The sequence below is a fragment of the Flavobacterium sp. FlaQc-49 genome (assembly GCF_044005985.1).
GTDB classification, from domain to species: Bacteria; Bacteroidota; Bacteroidia; order Flavobacteriales; family Flavobacteriaceae; genus Flavobacterium; species Flavobacterium cupriresistens.
Map to the genome: position 1 here is coordinate 77,361 of NZ_JBIPCS010000014.1, position 18,856 is coordinate 96,216.

Genomic DNA, 18,856 nt, shown 5'->3' on the forward strand with positions numbered 1-18,856 from the left:
AATCTTCGTAAGTAACTCCATAAAGATTGATAATCGGTACGGATAATTGTCGCGGAGATTCCTCCTTCGTCGGAATGACAATATTGAGAATAATCAGAAACAAAAAACATACAAAAAAACATAAGCAATGGCAGATACTATCGAAAAAAACGTAACCCGTGGTGGTCAGTTTTTAGTTAAAGAAACAAAATGCGAGGATGTCTTCACACCGGAAGATTTCTCGGAAGAGCAGTTAATGATGCGTGATTCTGTAAAAGAGTTCGTAGACAAAGAATTATGGGCACATAAAGATCGTTTCGAAAAGAAAGATTATGCATACACTGAATCTTCTATGCGTAAAGCGGGTGAACTTGGACTTCTTGGAGTTGCAGTTCCGGAAGAATACGGTGGATTAGGAATGGGATTTGTTTCTACTATGTTAGTTTGTGACTACATTTCAGGAGCTACAGGTTCTTTCTCAACTGCCTTTGGTGCTCATACAGGAATTGGAACTATGCCAATTACCCTTTATGGAACTGAAGAACAAAAGAAAAAATACGTTCCTAAATTAGCCTCTGGAGAATGGTTTGGAGCTTATTGTTTAACTGAGCCGGGTGCAGGATCTGATGCTAACTCAGGAAAAACAAAAGCTGTTCTATCTGAAGACGGAAAATACTACTCGATCACAGGACAAAAAATGTGGATTTCGAATGCAGGTTTCTGCAGCGTATTTATCGTTTTTGCTCGTATTGGAGATGATAAAAATATTACAGGTTTCATTGTTGAAAATGATCCGGCTAACGGAATTTCAATGAATGAAGAAGAACATAAATTAGGAATCCGTGCTTCTTCTACACGTCAGGTTTTCTTCAACGATACAAAAGTACCGGTTGAAAACATGTTGTCTGAAAGAGGAAACGGTTTCAAAATTGCAATGAATGCTTTGAATGTTGGTCGTATTAAATTGGCTGCTGCTTGTTTAGATGCACAACGTAGAGTTACAGCAAATGCTGTAAAATATTCAAACGAAAGAATTCAGTTTAATACTGCAATTTCAAGCTTTGGAGCAATTCGTGCTAAATTAGCTGAAATGGCTACTAACGCTTATGCAGGTGAAAGTGCTTCTTACAGAGCTGCAAAAGATATCGAAGACAGAATTGCTGCCCGTGAAGCGGAAGGAACTTCTCACCAAGAAGCTGAATTAAAAGGTGTTGAAGAATATGCTATCGAATGTTCAATCCTAAAAGTAGCAGTTTCTGAAGACGTACAAGCTTGTGCTGACGAAGGAATTCAGATTTTTGGTGGAATGGGATTCTCTGAAGACACTCCAATGGAAAGTGCCTGGAGAGATGCCCGTATCGCTAGAATCTACGAAGGAACAAATGAAATTAACAGAATGCTTTCTGTTGGTATGTTAATCAAAAAGGCTATGAAAGGTCATGTTGATTTATTAGGACCGGCTATGAAAGTTTCTGAAGAATTAATGGGAATCCCATCTTTTGATACTCCTGATTTTTCTGAATTATTTGCTGAAGAAAAATTAATCATTGCCAACCTGAAAAAAGTTTTCTTAATGGTTGCCGGAAGCGCTGTTCAAAAATACGGTCCGGATTTAGATTCACACCAACAATTATTGATGGCAGCTTCTAATATCTTAATCGAAGTTTACATGGCTGAAAGTACTATTTTAAGAACTGAAAAATTAGCCAAAAAAGAAGGTGAAGCTAAAGTTCAAGAGCAAATTGCAATGGCAAAATTATACTTGTACAAAGCAGTAGACATCGTAAACTTAAACGGAAAAGAAGGAATCATTTCTTTTGCTGAAGGTGACGAACAACGTATGATGTTAATGGGACTTAAACGTTTCACAAAATATACAAACAATCCAAATGTAGTAGCTTTGAGAGAGGTTATTACTTCTAAATTAGTTGCAGAGAATGATTACTGCTTCTAATATAAAAATAGTTTTTAGCTTTTAATTTGTTTAAACCCGCACTTGTCCGAAACAGTGCGGGTTTATTTTTTTTTGATCTTTTGCCACGAATTGCACCAATTTACATGAATTATTTCTTTGCTAAAGATTCCTATAAAGGGCGTTTAGTACTTTGCCAAGAAGCCATTAACTTCACAAGCCTATGACAAAAAAAAAAGCCACAGATTAAATGATTAAATAATCTGTGCAAATCTTTTTAATCAGTGGCAAAAAAATTAGTGCCAATTGGTGAAATTCCCAGCAAAAACATAGCTAAGTACCTGTGTAAATTTTAATACAAAGAATTTTAAATCCCTTTTAATCCGCGTCTTCGTGATAACGGATCTGTTCAATCCGTGTGCAAAGATCATGTAGAATTGGACGCGGATTATACGGATTTGCAATAGCAAAAACGCTCATAAAAACGGGTTTCTCTTTTTCTTATTAAACTCAATACTATTTGTGCTTCATTTTTACTGCTGTACATTTTTTAACTTGAGTTTTATTTTTTTCTAATTAGTTGGTTTCATAATCAAATCATTATCCCGATCAGAACTTAGATTTAAAAACCGCTCGTATTCCCTTAAAACATCTGAAATGATGCCATCTTTACTTAAATATTGAACATCATATCCCATCCTGTGATCTCCAAAATAAGTAATCGGATGAAATGTAATTTCTGAATCACTGTCGGGGCTGTTTTTTTCGTTTATTAAAGTTTCAGAAATAGTGAGTGCCTGAGCCATTACACCGTATTTAAAATTCCGCAACTGATCAAATTTGATTTCCAATTCAATCGCGTGTTGAGGCGATGAAAATGAATTGATATTCGCATCGACATTATTGTTGGCTAACTCTGCTTTTAATTCTATAAATGCTTTTTTCACGGTTGTGTCAATAAATCTGTGTACATCTTTCTTTTCAGAAAACGTCAGGATTTTTTCGAGATGCTCTTTCCAATTATTGTTATTCCAATTTAAACTTCCGTGGGAGTATTTTTTAATACTGTATTCATTATCCGCGACAAGTGCTTTCCATAAGTTATAACACAACAAAATCATTATAATTCCAAACGGCAAGGCCGATATAAGGGTCATTGTCTGCAATGAGGCTAATCCGCCTGTTCTTAACAAACTTAAAGACAAAAGCGATAATAGAACTCCCCAAAAAACACTTTGCCATTTAGGCGAGTTAATAGCTCCTTTTGAAGCAATACCATTCATTATAAAGATACCCGAATCTGCAGAAGTGATAAAAAACACACAGATAATTAGTATAGACAAAACATTCAAAAGCGTCGTAAAAGGGAAATAACTAAAAAAGTTAAACAATAAAGTATCGGGGTTATTGGCTAATTGACTTAAAGCGCCATGTGCTACATGTTCGTCTATCCATACGGCACTGCTTCCAAAAACGGTCATCCACAAAAAATTAAAAAAGGCAGGAATAAACAAAACAGCCAAAATAAACTCTCTGATTGTTCTTCCTTTAGAAATTTTCGCAATAAACAATCCTACGTAAGGCGCCCAGGAAATCCACCAAGCCCAGTATAAAATCGTCCATTTAGAAAACCACTCTTGACTGCCTTTTTCATAGGCGTAGGTATTAAAAGTAAGTGATATAAAATGACTTATGTAATACCCCAACCCTTCTGTAAAAGTGCTTAAAATATAAATTGTTGGTCCAAATACCAATATAAACAACATCAACAGTACAGCCAGCAGAATATTCATTTCACTTAATTTCTTCACCCCTTTTCCTAAGCCAGAGATTGCCGAAAAAACTGCGATTACCATTACCACTAAAACAATAGCAACTTGATATTTAAAATCCGTATCCGGAATAATTTTAAGACTTACCAATCCGGCACATAACTGTACAACTCCAAAACCTAAGGTGGTTGTAATTCCGAAAAAAGTACTGCACAAACCAAAAACATCAATTATATCACCAAATCTTCCATGTATTTTATCCTTTAACATCGGATAAAAACCACTTCTAATCGCAAGTGGCAAATTATGTCTATAAGTAAAATAAGCCAACGACAATCCTACCACACCATAAATAGACCAGGCATGAAAGCCCCAGTGAAAGAAAGTATACAATTGTGCTTCTTTGGCCCGAAGATCAACGGCCAAATTAGCATTAGCAGGAGTTGCGTAATGCGACATGGTTTCACTGACTCCAAAATACATTAATCCAATTCCCATTCCGGCCGCAAAGAGCATTGCTACCCAGGAGAAAAAAGAATAATCCGGTACCGAATCGTCATGACCCAATTTAATTTTCCCCAATTTACTGGTAGCCAATCCTATTAGAAACAACACAAAAACGGTCACTAATAACACATACAACCAGCTCAGATTTTTAAAAACCAACTCTTTTATAAAATTGAAGACCTCTTCCGTTTCAGTGGAGAAAAAACCACAGCATAGAGAAATTGCGATAATTATTGCCAAACTTGGAAATGCAACAGATTTGCTGAAATTTGTTTTAAACACAACTGAAGTATTTAATTTATTCATAATTGAAAATATTTAAAAACCGATTAATTACTAGGTAAAAGCCCAAACAAAAAGCAACATTAACCACTGATTTACAAATGATTGCAAGAAGAAAATCTAACTATAGTAAATTTACTTAAAAAGAAACAGTAATCCACAAAAAAACAAACAGTGGAAAATCAATGTTTTAAACGAAGCTAAAAAATAAGGAGGAAAATAAAACTTAACCTAAATGTTCTATATTTAACATTCTAAAAACTTCAAAAAACAAAAAATGAAACAACTCAATCTAATTGCTTTCTTTTTATTGTGTAGCTGTACGATATCTACTTTTGCTCAAAAAAATAAAAAGATGGACATCATCGCGTATTATACAGGCGATGACAAATTAATCAACGAATATGAAATAAGCAAGCTAAATCAAATTATTTTTAGTTTTTGCCATTTAAAAGAAGGAAAATTAAGCGTTGACACTCCAAAAGATTCTGTCACAATCAAACATTTGGTTTCCTTAAAAGCTTCCAATCCGCAACTAAAAGTGCTTTTATCCCTTGGTGGCTGGTCTGGTTGCGAACCTTGTTCAGCAGCATTTTCAACCGCTGAAGGAAGACTCCTTTTTGCTAAATCTGTAAAAGAACTCAGCGACTACTTCAAAGTAGACGGTTTAGATTTAGATTGGGAATATCCGGCTATAGAAGGGCTTCCGGGGCATTTATACCAACCTGCTGATAAAACTAATTTTACAGAACTAATCAAAATTTTGCGCAGTACTTTAGGAAAAAAATACGACCTGAGTTTTGCTGCAGGGGGCTTCCAAAAATACCTGGACGAATCTGTAGAATGGAAAAAAGTGATGCCATTGGTAAATCGTGTAAACATCATGAGTTACGATTTGGTAAACGGATATGCTACCGTTACGGGTCATCATACGCCTTTATACAGCACTAACCCGAAAGAGGAATCTACAGACCGAGCGGTTGAGTATCTACTAAAACTAGGTATTCCGGCAGAAAAACTAGTGATTGGTGGTGCTTTTTATACGAGAACATGGAAAGAAGTAGCAAATGTAAACAATGGTCTATATCAACCGGGAGTACATATTCAAGGAGTTTCTTTCAAAAATTATGCTACAACTTATACAGAAGCTAACGGATGGAAATACTTTTGGGATGACAAAGCAAAAGCGGCTTATTGGTACAACGAAAAAGAAAAAACATTTGCAACCGGAGACAATGTTACTTCTATAAAAGCTAAAGCGGAATATGCAAAAGCTAAAAAATTAGGTGGAGTTATGTTCTGGGAACTTCCTTTAGACACTCCTCGTGATGGATTGGTTAATACCATTTATGAAGTTAAAACTGCTAAATAAACTAGCTGTAAAGCAAAAAAAAGGGGCGTTATTTTCGAAATAACACCTCTTTTTATTTGTAGCCAAGCGTTAACCTGCATAAATACTACTTAACACATAGAGACATAGATTTGGACTTAAATCTTTAAAACGTTTCTACCATCCATGCGGACTATACTTTTAAGCGTTAAACAAAATACACTCGATATATTATTATTTAATTTTGCTCTTATCTAATTCCCCAATAAAAGGAATTGCTTCCAAAATCTCGGCTTTAATAATCGTTTGCAAATAGACTTCTAACTGAATAAATTTTGCTGCATTAATTGCTCCAACGGCTTTTTTAGCTTGCCCGTACGTTTTACAATACAACTTCTCATAGTTCATATGATTTTTCAAAGTTCCTTTGGCTAATTCATCCGCTTTTTCATCTGTAAGCGTTTCGTAATTTGCAGCATAATCATTTATTAATTTAAATTTCGCCTGACCAAGCGCATTTCGCTGCTCCTCGTATTTATCATAAATTTTAATAAAAGCAACATTTTGAGCATCAGATAAATTCATGTATTGCTTTACCAAATCAGCTTTAGATTTACCGTAAATACTTTGCAAAACCTCAACATCTTCTTTAAACGAAGATTGAGAATAACCCCAAGAGGCCGAAACACACATAACGAAAACAAGAATTAATTTTTTCATAATTTAAATGTTTAATGGTGAAATGTCAATTGTGAATTGTAAAATTTGATTTTTGATATTGTAAAATTTAATAGTGCTTAAAAAAAGGAATATTGATAGGAAAGTGTTAAGGCGTAATAATTTAAACCATTGTTAGTATAAGCACCTACATGATATTGTAATTTTACGGACTGGCCTTTTGCAACGGGTGCAGCAAAAGTCCCTCCTACTCTCCAATTGTCAATTTCACTGTCGTCTGAAACTCCGTCTGTGATTGTTTTTCCTCCAAAAAACCAGTTGGTGTTAAAGCCAATCCACATATTATTTTTAAAGTAATAACTTGCGTGCCCTTGAAGGCTGTACGTATGCTTTTGTTCTAATTTTTTACCCAAAAAATCATTGTTATTGGTATAAAACCAAATTCCTCCGTAAGCTTCTGCATAGAAATGAGAAAACCGTCTGGAAACTCCAATTTCAGGTTTAAAAGCCCAACGATTTGTTCCTATATTAATCTTTTTATCATCGTAGTATTTTCCGGTTGGAATCGAGGTTACTAAACTGACTCCCAAAATGGTTTTTTGCTCAAAATCCTTAAAATCTTTTTTATCGAGTGCCGGAGACCCCAATAAATTGATTCCCAATCGCACTTTCATGTCTGCTAAACCTGATCTGGTTCCAGTCAAAACAGCACCATTGGTAGCCGTCAGCGATCCGTCCATAAAAGTATACGGAAGGGAGACCTGTACACGCGCCAGTTTGTTCGCAAGTCCAAAAGTTCTGATATAACTTCCGACCAAATTATGACTCTGAATGGTAAAATCCTTAACAGGCAACGATGGATCTGTTAATACGTTTCCGTCCATAAAACCATAACCAACGGCAACCACATTAAGATCTTTGGCCACGTTGGCGTAAACTCTGGGTTCTAAATCCTGACTGTAAATTGAAAATGAAATTAAAGATAGTACTACTACAAAACGATGTCTTTTAGACAAAATAGGAAAAACTTTTCTTGGCATAAACGAATAGATTCAAGGCATAATAATCAAACTAAAACTCTATTTTTTATTCTCTTCTGTTTTGGGAGCTCTGATCTTTCCGTCATACGAAATCACACCTCTATTATTGCTGTTAATAGACACATTTGCTCCTCCATCATAAAACACAGAAAACAAAAGAACATAAACATCACGTTCCCCTTTTACCGTCATTTTGATGTTGTATCCTTTTTTCTTATTCTCAATTGTAATATTTTCAGGTTTTCCTTCAAATTTCATTCCCCCGTCTGATGAGCCATAGGCCACATTATAGCCCCGTCCGAAATAAGGCAAATCACAGGTTACTTTTTCTTCACTAACCTTCATCGTGTAGGTGTTGAAATCTAAAATGATCGTTCTGTATCCCATCGGATTGGCTCTCTCAGCGTCAAAAACAAAATTTTTAGAATTAATCAGGGCTTCGGTTTCTTTTTGCTTTTGAAGTTCCCTTTCTGCTTTTAACTGTTTTTTCGTTTTTTCCTGAGCGAAACCATTGCTGGTTATAAAGGTAAATAACACCAATAAAAATGATAATTTCGTTTTCATAAAATGAATTTAATAATGTTTAAACAAAAAGACTTTTTATTTTTTGGTAAATCGCATCATAGCGATATCGCCCGAAATGAAGTGCAGTGTTTTCCCTTCATCCGTAATATCATACGAAGTTATTTTAGGAAGGGTGCTCATAAAAGTCTGTTCCCCCTGATTGTTCGTACACATCTTTTTTGTAACGGCCATGGGTTGCGTAAAATCAATTTTGTTTCCGTCAATACTCAATTTACCGTTAAAATTATTGCAGCTGTTACTTCCTGAAACCCGTTTTTCCTTTAAATCAAAATTGATTGTTGGTTTTCCATTGGGGTACAAACCCTCAAAAGTTATTTTGGGCCCGGATATATAATTGAGTTCCCAGGTTCCTTCTAATTTAGAAGCAGTATCTCCTTTTTTACATTTAAAAACATTACATGAACTTAGCATAAGTCCAAAAAGAACTAAAACAGAAATATATTTTTTCATAACGTTAAGTATTAAAAGTTAACCAATTATAAAAACAGTATTCGCGATTTTTTCTTTAAAGTGTACACGAATTTAAACAATATTTTCGGTATATCTTTAAAACTTATCTTTAATTACAACCCTTAATTTTAGATTTTTTTAACTTTTATAGTCCCCCAATTCAGTCCTTTTGTGTTAATTTTACTTACTATTAAACTTAAAAGCCTCTTTAATGAAAAAAATAATTGTCTCTTTCGCTATAATTACAGCCTTAATCATTGGTTGTAAAACAAGTACAAAATCAAATGATGCCAAAACACTGACCATCGCATTGGAACCAAAAAGTAACAGTACGGTAACCGGAACTGCCACTTTCACCGAAAAAAAGGGTAAAGTAACTTTTGTTGCAAAAATGTCGGGTTTAAAACCGGGAGTACATGCGATACACATTCATGAAAAATCAGATTGTACGGCTGCCGACGGAAGTTCTGCAGGAGGTCACTGGAACCCCACTTTTAAGAAACATGGTAAATGGGGTGTTGGTGAATATCACAAAGGCGATATCGGAAACTTCACCGCAGATGAAAAAGGAAATGGAACGATTACAATGACTACTGACGAATGGTGTATTGGTTGTGAAGATGAAACCAAAAACATCTTAGGAAAAGGCTTAATCGTGCATCAGGGAGTTGATGATTTCACCTCTCAGCCAGCAGGAAATGCAGGAGCCAGAGTTGCTTGTTCCGGAATCATAAAGTAAAAAACACGATAACCACTAGATTTAACAAAATCTAGTGGTTATTTCATTTAAAATTAATCTTAACATCAGAAAAAAATATAGCTTTGTAGCCTCAAACTAAAGTTAATGATTAACCCATCGGCATCAGGCTGGATAGATAAATTTTTTAGCGAACAGAAGTTCTCAGAAGCAATCCCTTTTGAGACGGTGGATTCGTTCTATAATAAAGTCAGAGAAACGGGCTTTATTTATGGCCATATCATCTCTATTAATTCTCAAATTCCTGTTGCGATACAAGGCTGGTTTAAAACCGAAATTTCTAAAGTTGCGCTTTTAAACACCTTATACAATATGTATTGTTTAGAAAAGAGAAGTTCTGAACCAAACAATTTTATAGCGGAAGTTTTAAAATTCTATAAAGAAATGAATCCCGAAGGATTTAGTTTGTTTAAAATTTTACTTCCAAAAGATACCCCTTCTTTAGCCTTAGAAAACATAATCGATCAGCGCGTTCAGACTAATGACAGCATTATTAGTAAAAACTTTTCGCATCTGGTAACCAATGCCTTATTATTTATTGATGTGTTGGCTTTCAGACAGTATTTAGCACATGGCGAAATTCCTGAAAAATACTTAAAACGAATTGAAGAAACCGTTCTGGGTATTGTGGCTTTAGCCTTAAAAACCAAAACCGTTAAATCACAGCATGACGATTTATTGATTAAATTGTTCGAAGCTTCTATCCGTTATTCCAAATTTTCAAAAGTTACAGTAGACACGTTAGAAACGCTGCAATTGGATTATTTTAATAACAAACTGGAGCAATACTACCTAATTGACATGGCCGGAATGGCACTTTGGAGCGATGGTGTCGTAGAAAACGAAGAAGCTTATTTCCTGCACTCCTTAGGATCGATGATGGGTGTTGCTGATGCTTTTGTAACGACAAGCATCACGACAACCAACACCTTTATTACGACTCATAAAAAGAAAATCCCATACTTTAATTACTCTAATCCGGTAAAGCATTTTTACGATCAGATGACACATACTGTTGTAAAACTGATTGTAAGAAACAAAAACAGATTGGTTAAGGAAATCGTTCAAAGCAAAGAATTAATGATTCTGTTGGCGTATTCTACAACAAGAGATCTGGATGCCAAAGAAAAGAAAAAGGTAAAAAAACAACTGCTGGATATTTGTAAAACGATTCCATCATTAACTATCTTTTTACTTCCGGGCGGAAGTTTGTTATTACCGATTTTAATCAAGTTTATTCCAACTTTGTTGCCTTCGGCTTTTAATGAGAATTTAGACGAGAATGAATAAAAAAAATCGCCCTTTTGAGGCGATTTTTTATTCAAAAGTTTGTACTAACATCATATAGACTTACTGTGTGATTGAATTCTTAAAAATTATTCTATTCTCTTATTGAGTGAACTGAGTGATTACCGTTTAGAAGTTTATTATTACATTGAAGTTTAAATTCATCATTATATTTTACTTTTTTTTATGAAAAATGCCCCCAAATAGTGTCTAACTTTTTGGAGGCATGTTCATTCTGGAATGGCTTTTTTATTTAGTCATTCAGAAAGTGATTAATTTACAGCTATTTAAGATATGTTATTTCTGAATAGGTTTAAGAATGAATATATTCTCATCTTTTTCCAAAGAAAACTCTACATTATTTTCGAAATATTCTTTATTTGTTACAAAAAAAACTTTATAAGATTCCGAATCATTGAAAACTAAATTTTGTTCATATACTATAGTTTTGTTTTTAACAAACAAGATGAGACGAGATATGTCTTTATCTCCATTGTATTTAAATCCAATTGTTTCACTAACTTCTTCATTTGATACCCCTTCATCGAAAAGGTATAATTTATCATAATCAAAAATATTATTGAAATTTACAACACATTTATCTTTGCAATTCGAATATACATTTTCAACATAATTATCTAATTTGTCATCTCGTAAAATATCACACGATTGAAAACAAATTATTAAGATTACTATAAAAATTAAAAATCTACCTTTCATATTATATAAATTAGCCCCTAAGGAATTTCATTTGTTTATCTTGTCTTTCAGATTCTTTTTTCCAAAACTCATCACTTGCTTTTTGTTGTTCCTCAGTTCTTCCATTGTTATTTAATTTACTTAAAAGTTGTTTCAATTGATTATATTGTTCATCTGATAATTTATTCCTATTAATTATAAATACTTCTGCACCTTTCCCAAGAGTAGTTTTTGTTGCTGTAAATAAGCCTTCTTCTTTAAATATTTCTAAAACTTTCATCGCCAAATCTTTCATTCCTAGCTTAGGATTGGCTTCTCCAATTTCTCGACCAATAATGTTGTTTGATAAATCAACTTTTTCGTCAACATGTGCCAAGGCTGTGACATGATAAATTCCTCTTCCAGTTTCAGTATCAGGGTTTTCTTCGTGAGCATCTCCAGCTTCCTTTGCAATCATTGAACCAAATTTAGATGCAATAGTTGCTTGCCATAAAGTATGTCGGAATGCACCAATTTGAGAAGCTTCATCTACTTTTTTGCCATCAGCATCAATTGTTTTTTTCAAAACACCATCCGTAGTAGCAAATCTTGTTGAATTGGTTGAAATATTATTTGTTCCTTTTTGATATTCTCCGATTTGTGTAGCAATAGCTAAATGTGTTAATGCGAATTGAATTGTCCTTAACCATGCAGGTCCAGGTCCTAATGAATTTCCATCAGGGTCAACAAAAAAGACTGGATTATTTACTGCATAGTTATATGGCGACCATCTTCTGCTTTGCTCCGCAAGCGGGTCAATATTCATCCATCTTCCAAGTGCAGGGTCATAATTTCTCGCTCCATAGTCGTACATGTTAAGCCCCAGCTCGTCTTGGAGTTCTTTTCCATTATACTTATACTTATAAGGGTTTGTGATTATTTTTATAAGTTTTTACCTTTTAAATATAAAATTTCAAGAACATGATTAAAAGGATAAACTTACTGTTTTATTACTCAAATCCAAAAATAAATCTTCAAAACAGCAGTAAAAATCACTAAACTTTTACTGAAGAAAATTGTCCGTCTGTTGAGTCTTTTCAGATGAGTTCGGAGCGTCAGATTCTTTCTTCAATATGATTTGTTCCAAAACGTTTAACAGAATGCATTTTCTCATCAATCAGATACCTGTAGTTTTTAAGTCTGTCCGTATATATCTTTTTTGCTTCTGCTAATTTCAGAGTTTCCAAAACACGATTTAGAGTTTTGTTAGTTCGTTTCCCGACATTAAAACTCACCACATTTTTAGAATTCTTTTCGAGCGCATAAACGAGCCAGATATAATTTTTCTTATGTCTTATATAAGTACACAGTTCATCTACTTCATAAGTTTTCTCTTTGCTTATAATTGGCTTGGCAATACTTCTGGCAATTGATATAATCCTTTTTAATAATGTTGTGGTGGATATTTTCAGAATTCTTGCCGTGCTTCTTATTCCTAAACCTTCTTTTGTGAACTGAATGATACTTTTATCAATATCAAGTTTGTATGCTTGATAACTATAACTTTCAACTCTTGTTTTCTTGCAAAGTCTGCAAACATATCTTTGATTACCAGACTTTGTTTTCCCATATTTTATCATGTTTTTAATTTCACCAACACATCTGCAACACCAAGTCGGGTTTGAAGTCATTTCTTTCGATTTAAGGCATTATAAACTAAAAAAACAACCCGAAGGTTGTTTTAATCTTACTGCGATATTACTATAAATCCTTGATAATCTGTAAATGTTAGATGGAATTATTAACCACCAACACATCTGATACATTACCCACATTTAATCCAATTGCTATCATCTAATTTATTTGGAACTTTTATTTTTCCTTTAGACGATTCAATATATTCTTGAATAAAACCTATATATTTAAATAAATCTTTATCATTAGCTTTTATATCATTAAGAAATGAAATCAATTCATGCAAAGAATTATATACATTGCTAAAAGTCAACAATTTTAATTGCTCTCCATTTTTTAAAAGAATTAACTTTCTTCTGTGAGCATTTAAATTTGATACAATAAAAACCCCTGTAAGTTCAGTTTCGATTTCCTTACCACTTAAAACTTCTGTAAAAAGTAATGGCATCTCTTGTGATTGAATACTATCTGTAATGCCCATCTTAAAAAAATATTGCCTTGCAAATTTTTCAGCACAATTATTATATTTATTAGCTATCTGTGCATTTAATAGTTGTGTCATAATTAACATAATTCCCAAAGCAATACGTGAAAACATCATAGTAATTTTATTTTTTTAATTCGTCAATCATTTTATTTGAAACTTTAATAGCAGGACCTTCTTCATTATTTGGATTATTAATTCTATGAATAATATCAGCCAGACTTGCATGGGCAATCTCATGACCAAAAGTAACGCCGATTAATTGAGAAAAATTAATTCCATTAGGTAATGACTTCCCGTAAGCATTCATAATATTAGTTGCATTTTGTTCTACAGTTGCTGTTACATTTTTTTCGTATATCGTCATGTCAAAACCTTTTACTTTAACTCCAGAGACATCTCCTGCTGAGTCTCTTTCGGTAACTTTTACATAACCATTTGATGATGGTGCCGTTTCTCCCCAGTTCTTCGAAGTGTTCTTCCATTACTGCGATCGCTGTGCGAAGTCTCCCGACTTCGCACACACTGCTATATTCCGCTACAACTTTTTTCGCTCATGGGAAAGGGTACGAAGTCAAGAGACACCTCTCGCACCAGCTTAAAAAAGAGAAGAGTGCAAAAAAAAAACACTCACGCAGATTCTGCAGATTTTAGTCGAAATGTAGCGAAAAAAAATCTGCAAAATCCGCAGAATCTGCGTGAAAATAAAACGAAAATCCCTTAACTTAATGACATTGCGCTCGCGGGGTATTCTACAACAAGAGATCTGGATGCCAAAGAAAAGAAAAAGGTAAAAAAACAACTGCTGGATATTTGTAAAACGATTCCGTCCTTAACTATCTTTTAACTTCCGGGAGGAAGTTTGTTATTACCGATTTTAATCAAATTTATTCCAACTTTGTTGCCTTCGGCTTTTAATGAGAATTTAGACGAGAATGAATAAAAAAATCGCCTCAGAGGGCGATTTTCTATTTCTTAAAGATTGTTTAACTGATAAACATCATCTAATTCTTCATTCGAACTAATATTTACATTCAAATCTGTTACGAAACCGGAATTTAGACCGTAAACCCAACCGTGAAGTGTTAGATCCTGACCATTTTTCCAGGCTCCTTGCACGATTGACGTTTTAGCTAAGTTGTAAACCTGCTCTTTGGCATTGATTTCTACAAAAGCATTAAAACGCTCTGTTTCATCTACAATCGAATTTAAATATTTGTCATGTAAACGGTATTCGTCTTTAATATGACGAATCCAGTTGTCGATAATTCCAACGGATTGATTCCCCATAGCCGCTTTTACACCACCACAACCGTAATGTCCGCAAACAATAACGTGTTTCACTTTTAATACGTTTACTGCATAATCCAGAACGCTCAACATATTCATATCAGAGTGAACGACCATATTGGCAATGTTTCTGTGTACAAAAACTTCTCCAGGTTTAGCACCGATAATTTCATTAGCAGGAACACGGCTATCAGAACATCCGATCCATAATAATGGCGGAGTTTGTCCTTTGGCTAAATCTGCAAAAAAATTAGGATCTAATGCTAATGATTTCTCAACCCACTCTTTATTGTTTTCTAATATTTGCTTATAAAAATCTTTCATTTTTTGTTTCGTTTTTAGTTAGTATTTCTAACTTGATTAAAGGTATCAAAAATAATTTTACCGGACGGCAGCTTAATTTCGATACTTCTTTCATTTCAGAAATACCTCAATTAATTTATTTTTATTTTTTAGAATCTTCGTTTGCAACCTCTTTTTTCACCATCGTTCTCTTAGCAACATCATAATAATGTTCGATAGATACGTGATTATTGATATCCGGTGAATTTTCCAACTCGTAAGCTTCTTTAAAGCCTTTAAGTTTTACTTTGATATTTTGATCAACAGCACGTGTCCCTTTAAATTCGCGAATTAAATCTAAAACGTCATGTGCAATATACTCTGTATCGTGTGCATTAATAATTACTTTAGAATTTTCAGGAATTTCATTCAATGTCGATTTGATTGCTGCCTTATTTAGGAAGGAAACTTCCTGAGCCAAATCAATATGAATAACATCTCCGTCTTCGTATTCTTCTTTTTTGAAACTGTAAGCTCTTTTTAAATTTCCTCTCAATACAAAAATAATACTGATTACAATTCCCAGAGCAACTCCTTTAAGTAAATCTGTTGCTACTACAAACACTAATGTCGCAATAAAAGGAACAAACTGGTATTTACCTTTTTCCCAGAAATGTTTAAATGTTGCCGGTTTCGCTAATTTATATCCAACCAAAATCAAAACGGTTGCTAAAGTCGCTAATGGAATTTTATTTAAAATTGTTGGAATAGACAAAACACTAAGTAACAAAAGCACACCATGAATGATGGCTGACATTTTAGATTTTGCTCCTGCGTTATTATTTGCAGAAGATCTCACCACAACTGATGTCATTGGCAAACCACCTAAAAGTGAACTTAATATATTACCAATTCCTTGTGCTCTAAGCTCTACATTGGTATTAGTATAACGCTTCTGAACATCCATACGGTCAGCGGCTTCAATACATAACAATGTTTCAATAGACGCTACAATAGCAATTGTTAACGCCACAACCCAAACCTGAGGATTCGATACCGCAGCAAAGTTTGGCAAAATTAAAATAGATTTGAATTCATCAAAAGACTTTGGAACCGGTAAAGAAACCAAGTGCTCTTTTGTAATGGCTAATGAACTTCCTGAAGAAACAAAAATTTCGTTTAAGACAACTCCGGCAACAACAGCAACAAGTGCCCCCGGAATCAATTTAAGATTCTTTAAAAACGAAATCTTATCCCATGAAATTAAGATCACCAAAGAAACCAAAGAAACCACTACCGCTCCTAACTGAATATGATTTAATATATCGAATAAAAACGAGAAGGTATTGCTCCCGTCGTTTTGAATAAAGGCCTGATCTCCTTCAAAATCAGCATCGTAACCAAAAGCGTGTGGCACTTGTTTTAAGATGATAATGATTCCGATACCGGCTAACATTCCTTCGATAACATTTGTTGGAAAATAATTTGAAATACTTCCGGCTTTTAAAAATCCTAATGCCAATTGAATTAATCCGGCAATAAAAACAGACAATAAAAACACATCGAAAGCGCCAAAATCGGTAATAGCAGTTAAAATAATAGCTGTTAAACCAGCTGCCGGCCCCGAAACACTAATATGAGATTGGCTTAAATAACCAACCACGATACCACCAATAACACCCGAGATAATTCCGGAAAACAAAGGAGCTCCAGATGCCATTGCGATACCTAAACACAATGGAAGAGCCACTAAAAAGACCACTAAACCTGACGCAAAATCAGATTTAAGATTGGCAAAAAGATTGATTTTTTTTGTCATAATACAATACTAAGAATTGATACATTAAAGAGCAACTGCATTTATCTATAAATACAGTTCGTTTAAAATAATCGGAAGTATTATGCCAAGTTGGGTGGTGGAGCAAATATACTCGGAGAAATATTATCTAATTCGACAATATTACCGGATACTATATTTTTTGATTCATTAAAAACCGGCATAACCAATTCATGCTGAAATATAGCCGCGTAAACAGCTGCTTTAAGTTCTTTGTGTGATTGCTCTTCTTCAGAGCAACTGAAAGTTACGCACGTATCACTACCTTTCTTTAGCACACAAACAATTGTTGGTGTTGCCAAAAAAGCAATAAATAGAAATAGTAATATGCGAGCGATTAATTTCATTGTGGCAAAAATAGCGTTAAACGAATAAAATCAAAGCGAGAAGGCAAAAATTTTATAGAAATTTAACATTATTAAAAAATCAGAATGACAGCAATCCGTCATTCTGATTTTAATCCATTTATAATTAACTATTTATAATGATTCTTCCAACCAGGCATTCATCATCCAGATTGTTTTTTCTTGCTCTGCAATGAAATCACTCATCATAGAATTGGTCCCTTCGTCATTGATTTCACCAGACTGACTAAGGATTTCTCTTTCAATTTTTAATAAATCTGATAACGAATGTACAATCAAATGAACTGCCTTTTCATCATTCGAGATGTTTTTTCCAACTGTTAATTTGTTGTTTTTGATATAATCTTCAAAAGTATGTAAAGGAGTTCCTCCAATTGTCAAAACTCTTTCTGCAATCATATCTATTTTTAATTGAGCATCTGTATACAATTCTTCAAACTTCACATGCAAATCAAAAAAACGTTTCCCACGAATATTCCAATGAATCCCGCGTAAATTTTGATAATATACCTGGAAATTGGCTAACAACACATTTAATTCTTTTACTAATAATTCCGACTCTTTTACAGGTAATCCTAAAATATTTGTTTTCATAATCCTTATTTTTACACTAATTTACTACAAATTTATTGTAAGTTCTTTAAATTTTATATCAATAAAAATTATATTTTATTATTTTTGTATCAAAAAATACTATCAAAATGACGATCACTCAATTACAATATGTGTTAGCTGTTGCCGAGCATAAAAATTTCACTCTTGCTGCCGAGAAGTGTTTTGTAACGCAGCCTACATTAAGTATGCAGATTCAAAAAATCGAAGAAGAACTTAACATTTTAATTTTCGACAGAAGTAAAAAACCAATCCAACTTACCGATATTGGTCATAAAATTGTAAATCAGGCCAAGAATATTGTAAATGAAGCCGACAGAATAAAGGATATTGTAGAACAACAAAAGGGTTTTATTGGCGGTGAATTTCGTTTAGGGATCATTCCAACCATTATGCCAACGCTGTTGCCCATGTTTTTAAACAATTTCATCAAAAAATACCCAAAAGTAAAACTTCTTATTGAAGAGCTAAACACAGATGAAATTATTCTAAAACTAAAGAATGGTCATCTGGATGCTGCGATTGCCGCGACACCACTTGAGGATGAAAAAATTAAAGAAATCGTTTTGTATTTCGAACCCTTCGTAGCGTACATACCGGAACATCACGCCAGCTTTGAAAAAACCGAAATTGAGGTAGCCGACTTAAATCTAAATGAAATTTTACTTTTACAAGACGGGCATTGCTTTAGAGACGGAATTTTGAATTTATGCAAAAATGGATCTGACATCGATCAGACCAATTTTCAGATTCAAAGTGGAAGTTTTGAAACCCTGATAAAATTGGCAGACGAAGGCCTTGGTACAACGTTACTTCCGTACTTGCACACCTTAGACTTAAAAGATTCCGATAAACTGAAACTTCGTAACTTTAAGGAACCAAAACCAGCTCGTGAGGTAAGTTTAATTTACCCGAAAAGCGAATTAAAAATGCAAATCATTGACGCCCTCAGATCTACAATCGCCGGAGTTGTAAAAGGAGCAATTGTTTTTCAGAATGTTCAAATCATCAGTCCGCTACAAAAAAAATAAGCG

The 18,856-nt window shown here is 33.9% G+C and carries 18 protein-coding genes and 3 pseudogenes; 6 read left to right on the forward strand and 15 right to left on the reverse strand.

Features of this window, described 5'->3' with window-relative positions; translation table 11 throughout:
* The first annotated feature begins 127 nt into the window (after positions 1-127).
* Complete coding sequence (locus ACHRV3_RS20690) at positions 128-1,933, forward strand: acyl-CoA dehydrogenase family protein (RefSeq protein ID WP_047773689.1); 1,806 nt, start codon at positions 128-130, stop codon at positions 1,931-1,933.
* Positions 1,934-2,463: 530 nt separating this feature from the next.
* On the opposite strand, the gene ACHRV3_RS20695 is transcribed toward ACHRV3_RS20690, so the two are convergent.
* The gene (locus tag ACHRV3_RS20695; RefSeq protein ID WP_230002697.1) at positions 2,464-4,476 is read right to left on the reverse strand and encodes a BCCT family transporter; all 2,013 of its coding nucleotides are present in this window, start codon (positions 4,474-4,476) and stop codon (positions 2,464-2,466) included.
* Between the two features lie 253 nt (positions 4,477-4,729).
* On the opposite strand from ACHRV3_RS20695, the gene ACHRV3_RS20700 reads away from it, so the two are divergent.
* The gene (locus tag ACHRV3_RS20700; protein ID WP_047773693.1) at positions 4,730-5,824 is read left to right on the forward strand and encodes a glycoside hydrolase family 18 protein; all 1,095 of its coding nucleotides are present in this window, start codon (positions 4,730-4,732) and stop codon (positions 5,822-5,824) included.
* Between the two features lie 192 nt (positions 5,825-6,016).
* On the opposite strand, the gene ACHRV3_RS20705 is transcribed toward ACHRV3_RS20700, so the two are convergent.
* The 4 genes from ACHRV3_RS20705 to ACHRV3_RS20720 form a co-directional block, all read right to left on the reverse strand.
* On the reverse strand, positions 6,017-6,502 hold the full coding sequence (locus tag ACHRV3_RS20705) for a hypothetical protein (protein WP_395435986.1): 486 nt from the start codon (positions 6,500-6,502) through the stop codon (positions 6,017-6,019).
* 77 nt (positions 6,503-6,579) lie between these two features.
* Positions 6,580-7,500, reverse strand: a complete 921-nt coding sequence (locus tag ACHRV3_RS20710; RefSeq protein ID WP_082210581.1) for a transporter — start codon at positions 7,498-7,500, stop codon at positions 6,580-6,582.
* Positions 7,501-7,539: 39 nt separating this feature from the next.
* The gene (locus tag ACHRV3_RS20715) at positions 7,540-8,064 is read right to left on the reverse strand and encodes a DUF4251 domain-containing protein (RefSeq protein WP_395435987.1); all 525 of its coding nucleotides are present in this window, start codon (positions 8,062-8,064) and stop codon (positions 7,540-7,542) included.
* A gap of 36 nt (positions 8,065-8,100) precedes the next feature.
* Positions 8,101-8,535: an META domain-containing protein gene (locus tag ACHRV3_RS20720; RefSeq protein ID WP_395435988.1), complete on the reverse strand. Its 435-nt coding sequence runs from the start codon at positions 8,533-8,535 to the stop codon at positions 8,101-8,103.
* Between the two features lie 211 nt (positions 8,536-8,746).
* Between ACHRV3_RS20720 and ACHRV3_RS20725 the strand changes: the two genes are divergently transcribed.
* On the forward strand, positions 8,747-9,274 hold the full coding sequence (locus tag ACHRV3_RS20725) for a superoxide dismutase family protein (protein WP_047773702.1): 528 nt from the start codon (positions 8,747-8,749) through the stop codon (positions 9,272-9,274).
* 105 nt (positions 9,275-9,379) lie between these two features.
* Positions 9,380-10,582 carry an LETM1-related biofilm-associated protein gene (locus ACHRV3_RS20730; protein WP_047773704.1) on the forward strand — a complete coding sequence of 401 codons (1,203 nt, stop codon included), beginning with the start codon at positions 9,380-9,382 and terminating at the stop codon, positions 10,580-10,582.
* 294 nt (positions 10,583-10,876) lie between these two features.
* On the opposite strand, the gene ACHRV3_RS20735 is transcribed toward ACHRV3_RS20730, so the two are convergent.
* From ACHRV3_RS20735 to ACHRV3_RS20760, 6 genes and pseudogenes are all read right to left on the reverse strand, one after another.
* Complete coding sequence (locus ACHRV3_RS20735; RefSeq protein ID WP_395435989.1) at positions 10,877-11,299, reverse strand: hypothetical protein; 423 nt, start codon at positions 11,297-11,299, stop codon at positions 10,877-10,879.
* Between the two features lie 10 nt (positions 11,300-11,309).
* Positions 11,310-11,843, reverse strand: a complete 534-nt coding sequence (locus ACHRV3_RS20740) for a DUF6973 domain-containing protein (RefSeq protein ID WP_395436002.1) — start codon at positions 11,841-11,843, stop codon at positions 11,310-11,312.
* Between the two features lie 147 nt (positions 11,844-11,990).
* Positions 11,991-12,182 (reverse strand): annotated as a pseudogene (locus ACHRV3_RS20745) (RHS repeat-associated core domain-containing protein); the annotation flags it as partial.
* Positions 12,183-12,271: 89 nt separating this feature from the next.
* Positions 12,272-12,948: pseudogene (locus ACHRV3_RS20750) on the reverse strand (IS1 family transposase).
* Positions 12,949-13,082: 134 nt separating this feature from the next.
* Complete coding sequence (locus ACHRV3_RS20755; RefSeq protein ID WP_395435990.1) at positions 13,083-13,553, reverse strand: hypothetical protein; 471 nt, start codon at positions 13,551-13,553, stop codon at positions 13,083-13,085.
* A gap of 7 nt (positions 13,554-13,560) precedes the next feature.
* Entirely contained in the window at positions 13,561-13,803 is a 243-nt protein-coding gene (locus ACHRV3_RS20760; protein ID WP_395435991.1) for a hypothetical protein, read from the reverse strand.
* Between the two features lie 366 nt (positions 13,804-14,169).
* Between ACHRV3_RS20760 and ACHRV3_RS20765 the strand changes: the two are divergent.
* A pseudogene (locus ACHRV3_RS20765) lies at positions 14,170-14,379 on the forward strand (LETM1 domain-containing protein); the annotation flags it as partial.
* Between the two features lie 32 nt (positions 14,380-14,411).
* Here the strand turns inward: ACHRV3_RS20765 and can are convergent.
* The 4 genes from can to ACHRV3_RS20785 form a co-directional block, all read right to left on the reverse strand.
* Positions 14,412-15,050, reverse strand: coding sequence for a carbonate dehydratase (gene can, locus ACHRV3_RS20770; protein ID WP_047773706.1), 639 nt, complete (start codon positions 15,048-15,050; stop codon positions 14,412-14,414).
* 121 nt (positions 15,051-15,171) lie between these two features.
* Positions 15,172-16,827, reverse strand: a complete 1,656-nt coding sequence (locus tag ACHRV3_RS20775) for a SulP family inorganic anion transporter (protein ID WP_047773708.1) — start codon at positions 16,825-16,827, stop codon at positions 15,172-15,174.
* Between the two features lie 80 nt (positions 16,828-16,907).
* A complete protein-coding gene (locus ACHRV3_RS20780) occupies positions 16,908-17,192 on the reverse strand; it encodes a hypothetical protein (protein ID WP_047773710.1) in 285 nt (94 codons plus the stop codon).
* A 132-nt stretch (positions 17,193-17,324) separates the two neighbouring features.
* A complete protein-coding gene (locus tag ACHRV3_RS20785; protein ID WP_047773712.1) occupies positions 17,325-17,804 on the reverse strand; it encodes a Dps family protein in 480 nt (159 codons plus the stop codon).
* 107 nt (positions 17,805-17,911) lie between these two features.
* Between ACHRV3_RS20785 and ACHRV3_RS20790 the strand changes: the two genes are divergently transcribed.
* Positions 17,912-18,853, forward strand: a complete 942-nt coding sequence (locus tag ACHRV3_RS20790) for a LysR substrate-binding domain-containing protein (RefSeq protein WP_047773714.1) — start codon at positions 17,912-17,914, stop codon at positions 18,851-18,853.
* Positions 18,854-18,856: the final 3 nt, after the last annotated feature.

Excerpts from the sequence above, each read along its gene's own strand:
- ACHRV3_RS20695 (WP_230002697.1), bottom strand. The coding sequence starts at position 4,476 with ATGAATAAATTAAATACTTCAGTTGTGTTTAAAACAAATTTCAGCAAA.
- ACHRV3_RS20775 (WP_047773708.1), bottom strand. The coding sequence starts at position 16,827 with ATGACAAAAAAAATCAATCTTTTTGCCAATCTTAAATCTGATTTTGCG.
- ACHRV3_RS20790 (WP_047773714.1), top strand. The coding sequence starts at position 17,912 with ATGACGATCACTCAATTACAATATGTGTTAGCTGTTGCCGAGCATAAA.
- ACHRV3_RS20710 (WP_082210581.1), bottom strand. The coding sequence starts at position 7,500 with ATGCCAAGAAAAGTTTTTCCTATTTTGTCTAAAAGACATCGTTTTGTA.
- ACHRV3_RS20715 (WP_395435987.1), bottom strand. The coding sequence starts at position 8,064 with ATGAAAACGAAATTATCATTTTTATTGGTGTTATTTACCTTTATAACC.
- ACHRV3_RS20780 (WP_047773710.1), bottom strand. The coding sequence starts at position 17,192 with ATGAAATTAATCGCTCGCATATTACTATTTCTATTTATTGCTTTTTTG.
- ACHRV3_RS20755 (WP_395435990.1), bottom strand. The coding sequence starts at position 13,553 with ATGATGTTTTCACGTATTGCTTTGGGAATTATGTTAATTATGACACAA.
- ACHRV3_RS20785 (WP_047773712.1), bottom strand. The coding sequence starts at position 17,804 with ATGAAAACAAATATTTTAGGATTACCTGTAAAAGAGTCGGAATTATTA.
- ACHRV3_RS20735 (WP_395435989.1), bottom strand. The coding sequence starts at position 11,299 with ATGAAAGGTAGATTTTTAATTTTTATAGTAATCTTAATAATTTGTTTT.
- ACHRV3_RS20720 (WP_395435988.1), bottom strand. The coding sequence starts at position 8,535 with ATGAAAAAATATATTTCTGTTTTAGTTCTTTTTGGACTTATGCTAAGT.
- ACHRV3_RS20725 (WP_047773702.1), top strand. The coding sequence starts at position 8,747 with ATGAAAAAAATAATTGTCTCTTTCGCTATAATTACAGCCTTAATCATT.
- ACHRV3_RS20705 (WP_395435986.1), bottom strand. The coding sequence starts at position 6,502 with ATGAAAAAATTAATTCTTGTTTTCGTTATGTGTGTTTCGGCCTCTTGG.
- ACHRV3_RS20690 (WP_047773689.1), top strand. The coding sequence starts at position 128 with ATGGCAGATACTATCGAAAAAAACGTAACCCGTGGTGGTCAGTTTTTA.
- ACHRV3_RS20700 (WP_047773693.1), top strand. The coding sequence starts at position 4,730 with ATGAAACAACTCAATCTAATTGCTTTCTTTTTATTGTGTAGCTGTACG.
- ACHRV3_RS20760 (WP_395435991.1), bottom strand. The coding sequence starts at position 13,803 with ATGACGATATACGAAAAAAATGTAACAGCAACTGTAGAACAAAATGCA.
- ACHRV3_RS20730 (WP_047773704.1), top strand. The coding sequence starts at position 9,380 with ATGATTAACCCATCGGCATCAGGCTGGATAGATAAATTTTTTAGCGAA.
- can (WP_047773706.1), bottom strand. The coding sequence starts at position 15,050 with ATGAAAGATTTTTATAAGCAAATATTAGAAAACAATAAAGAGTGGGTT.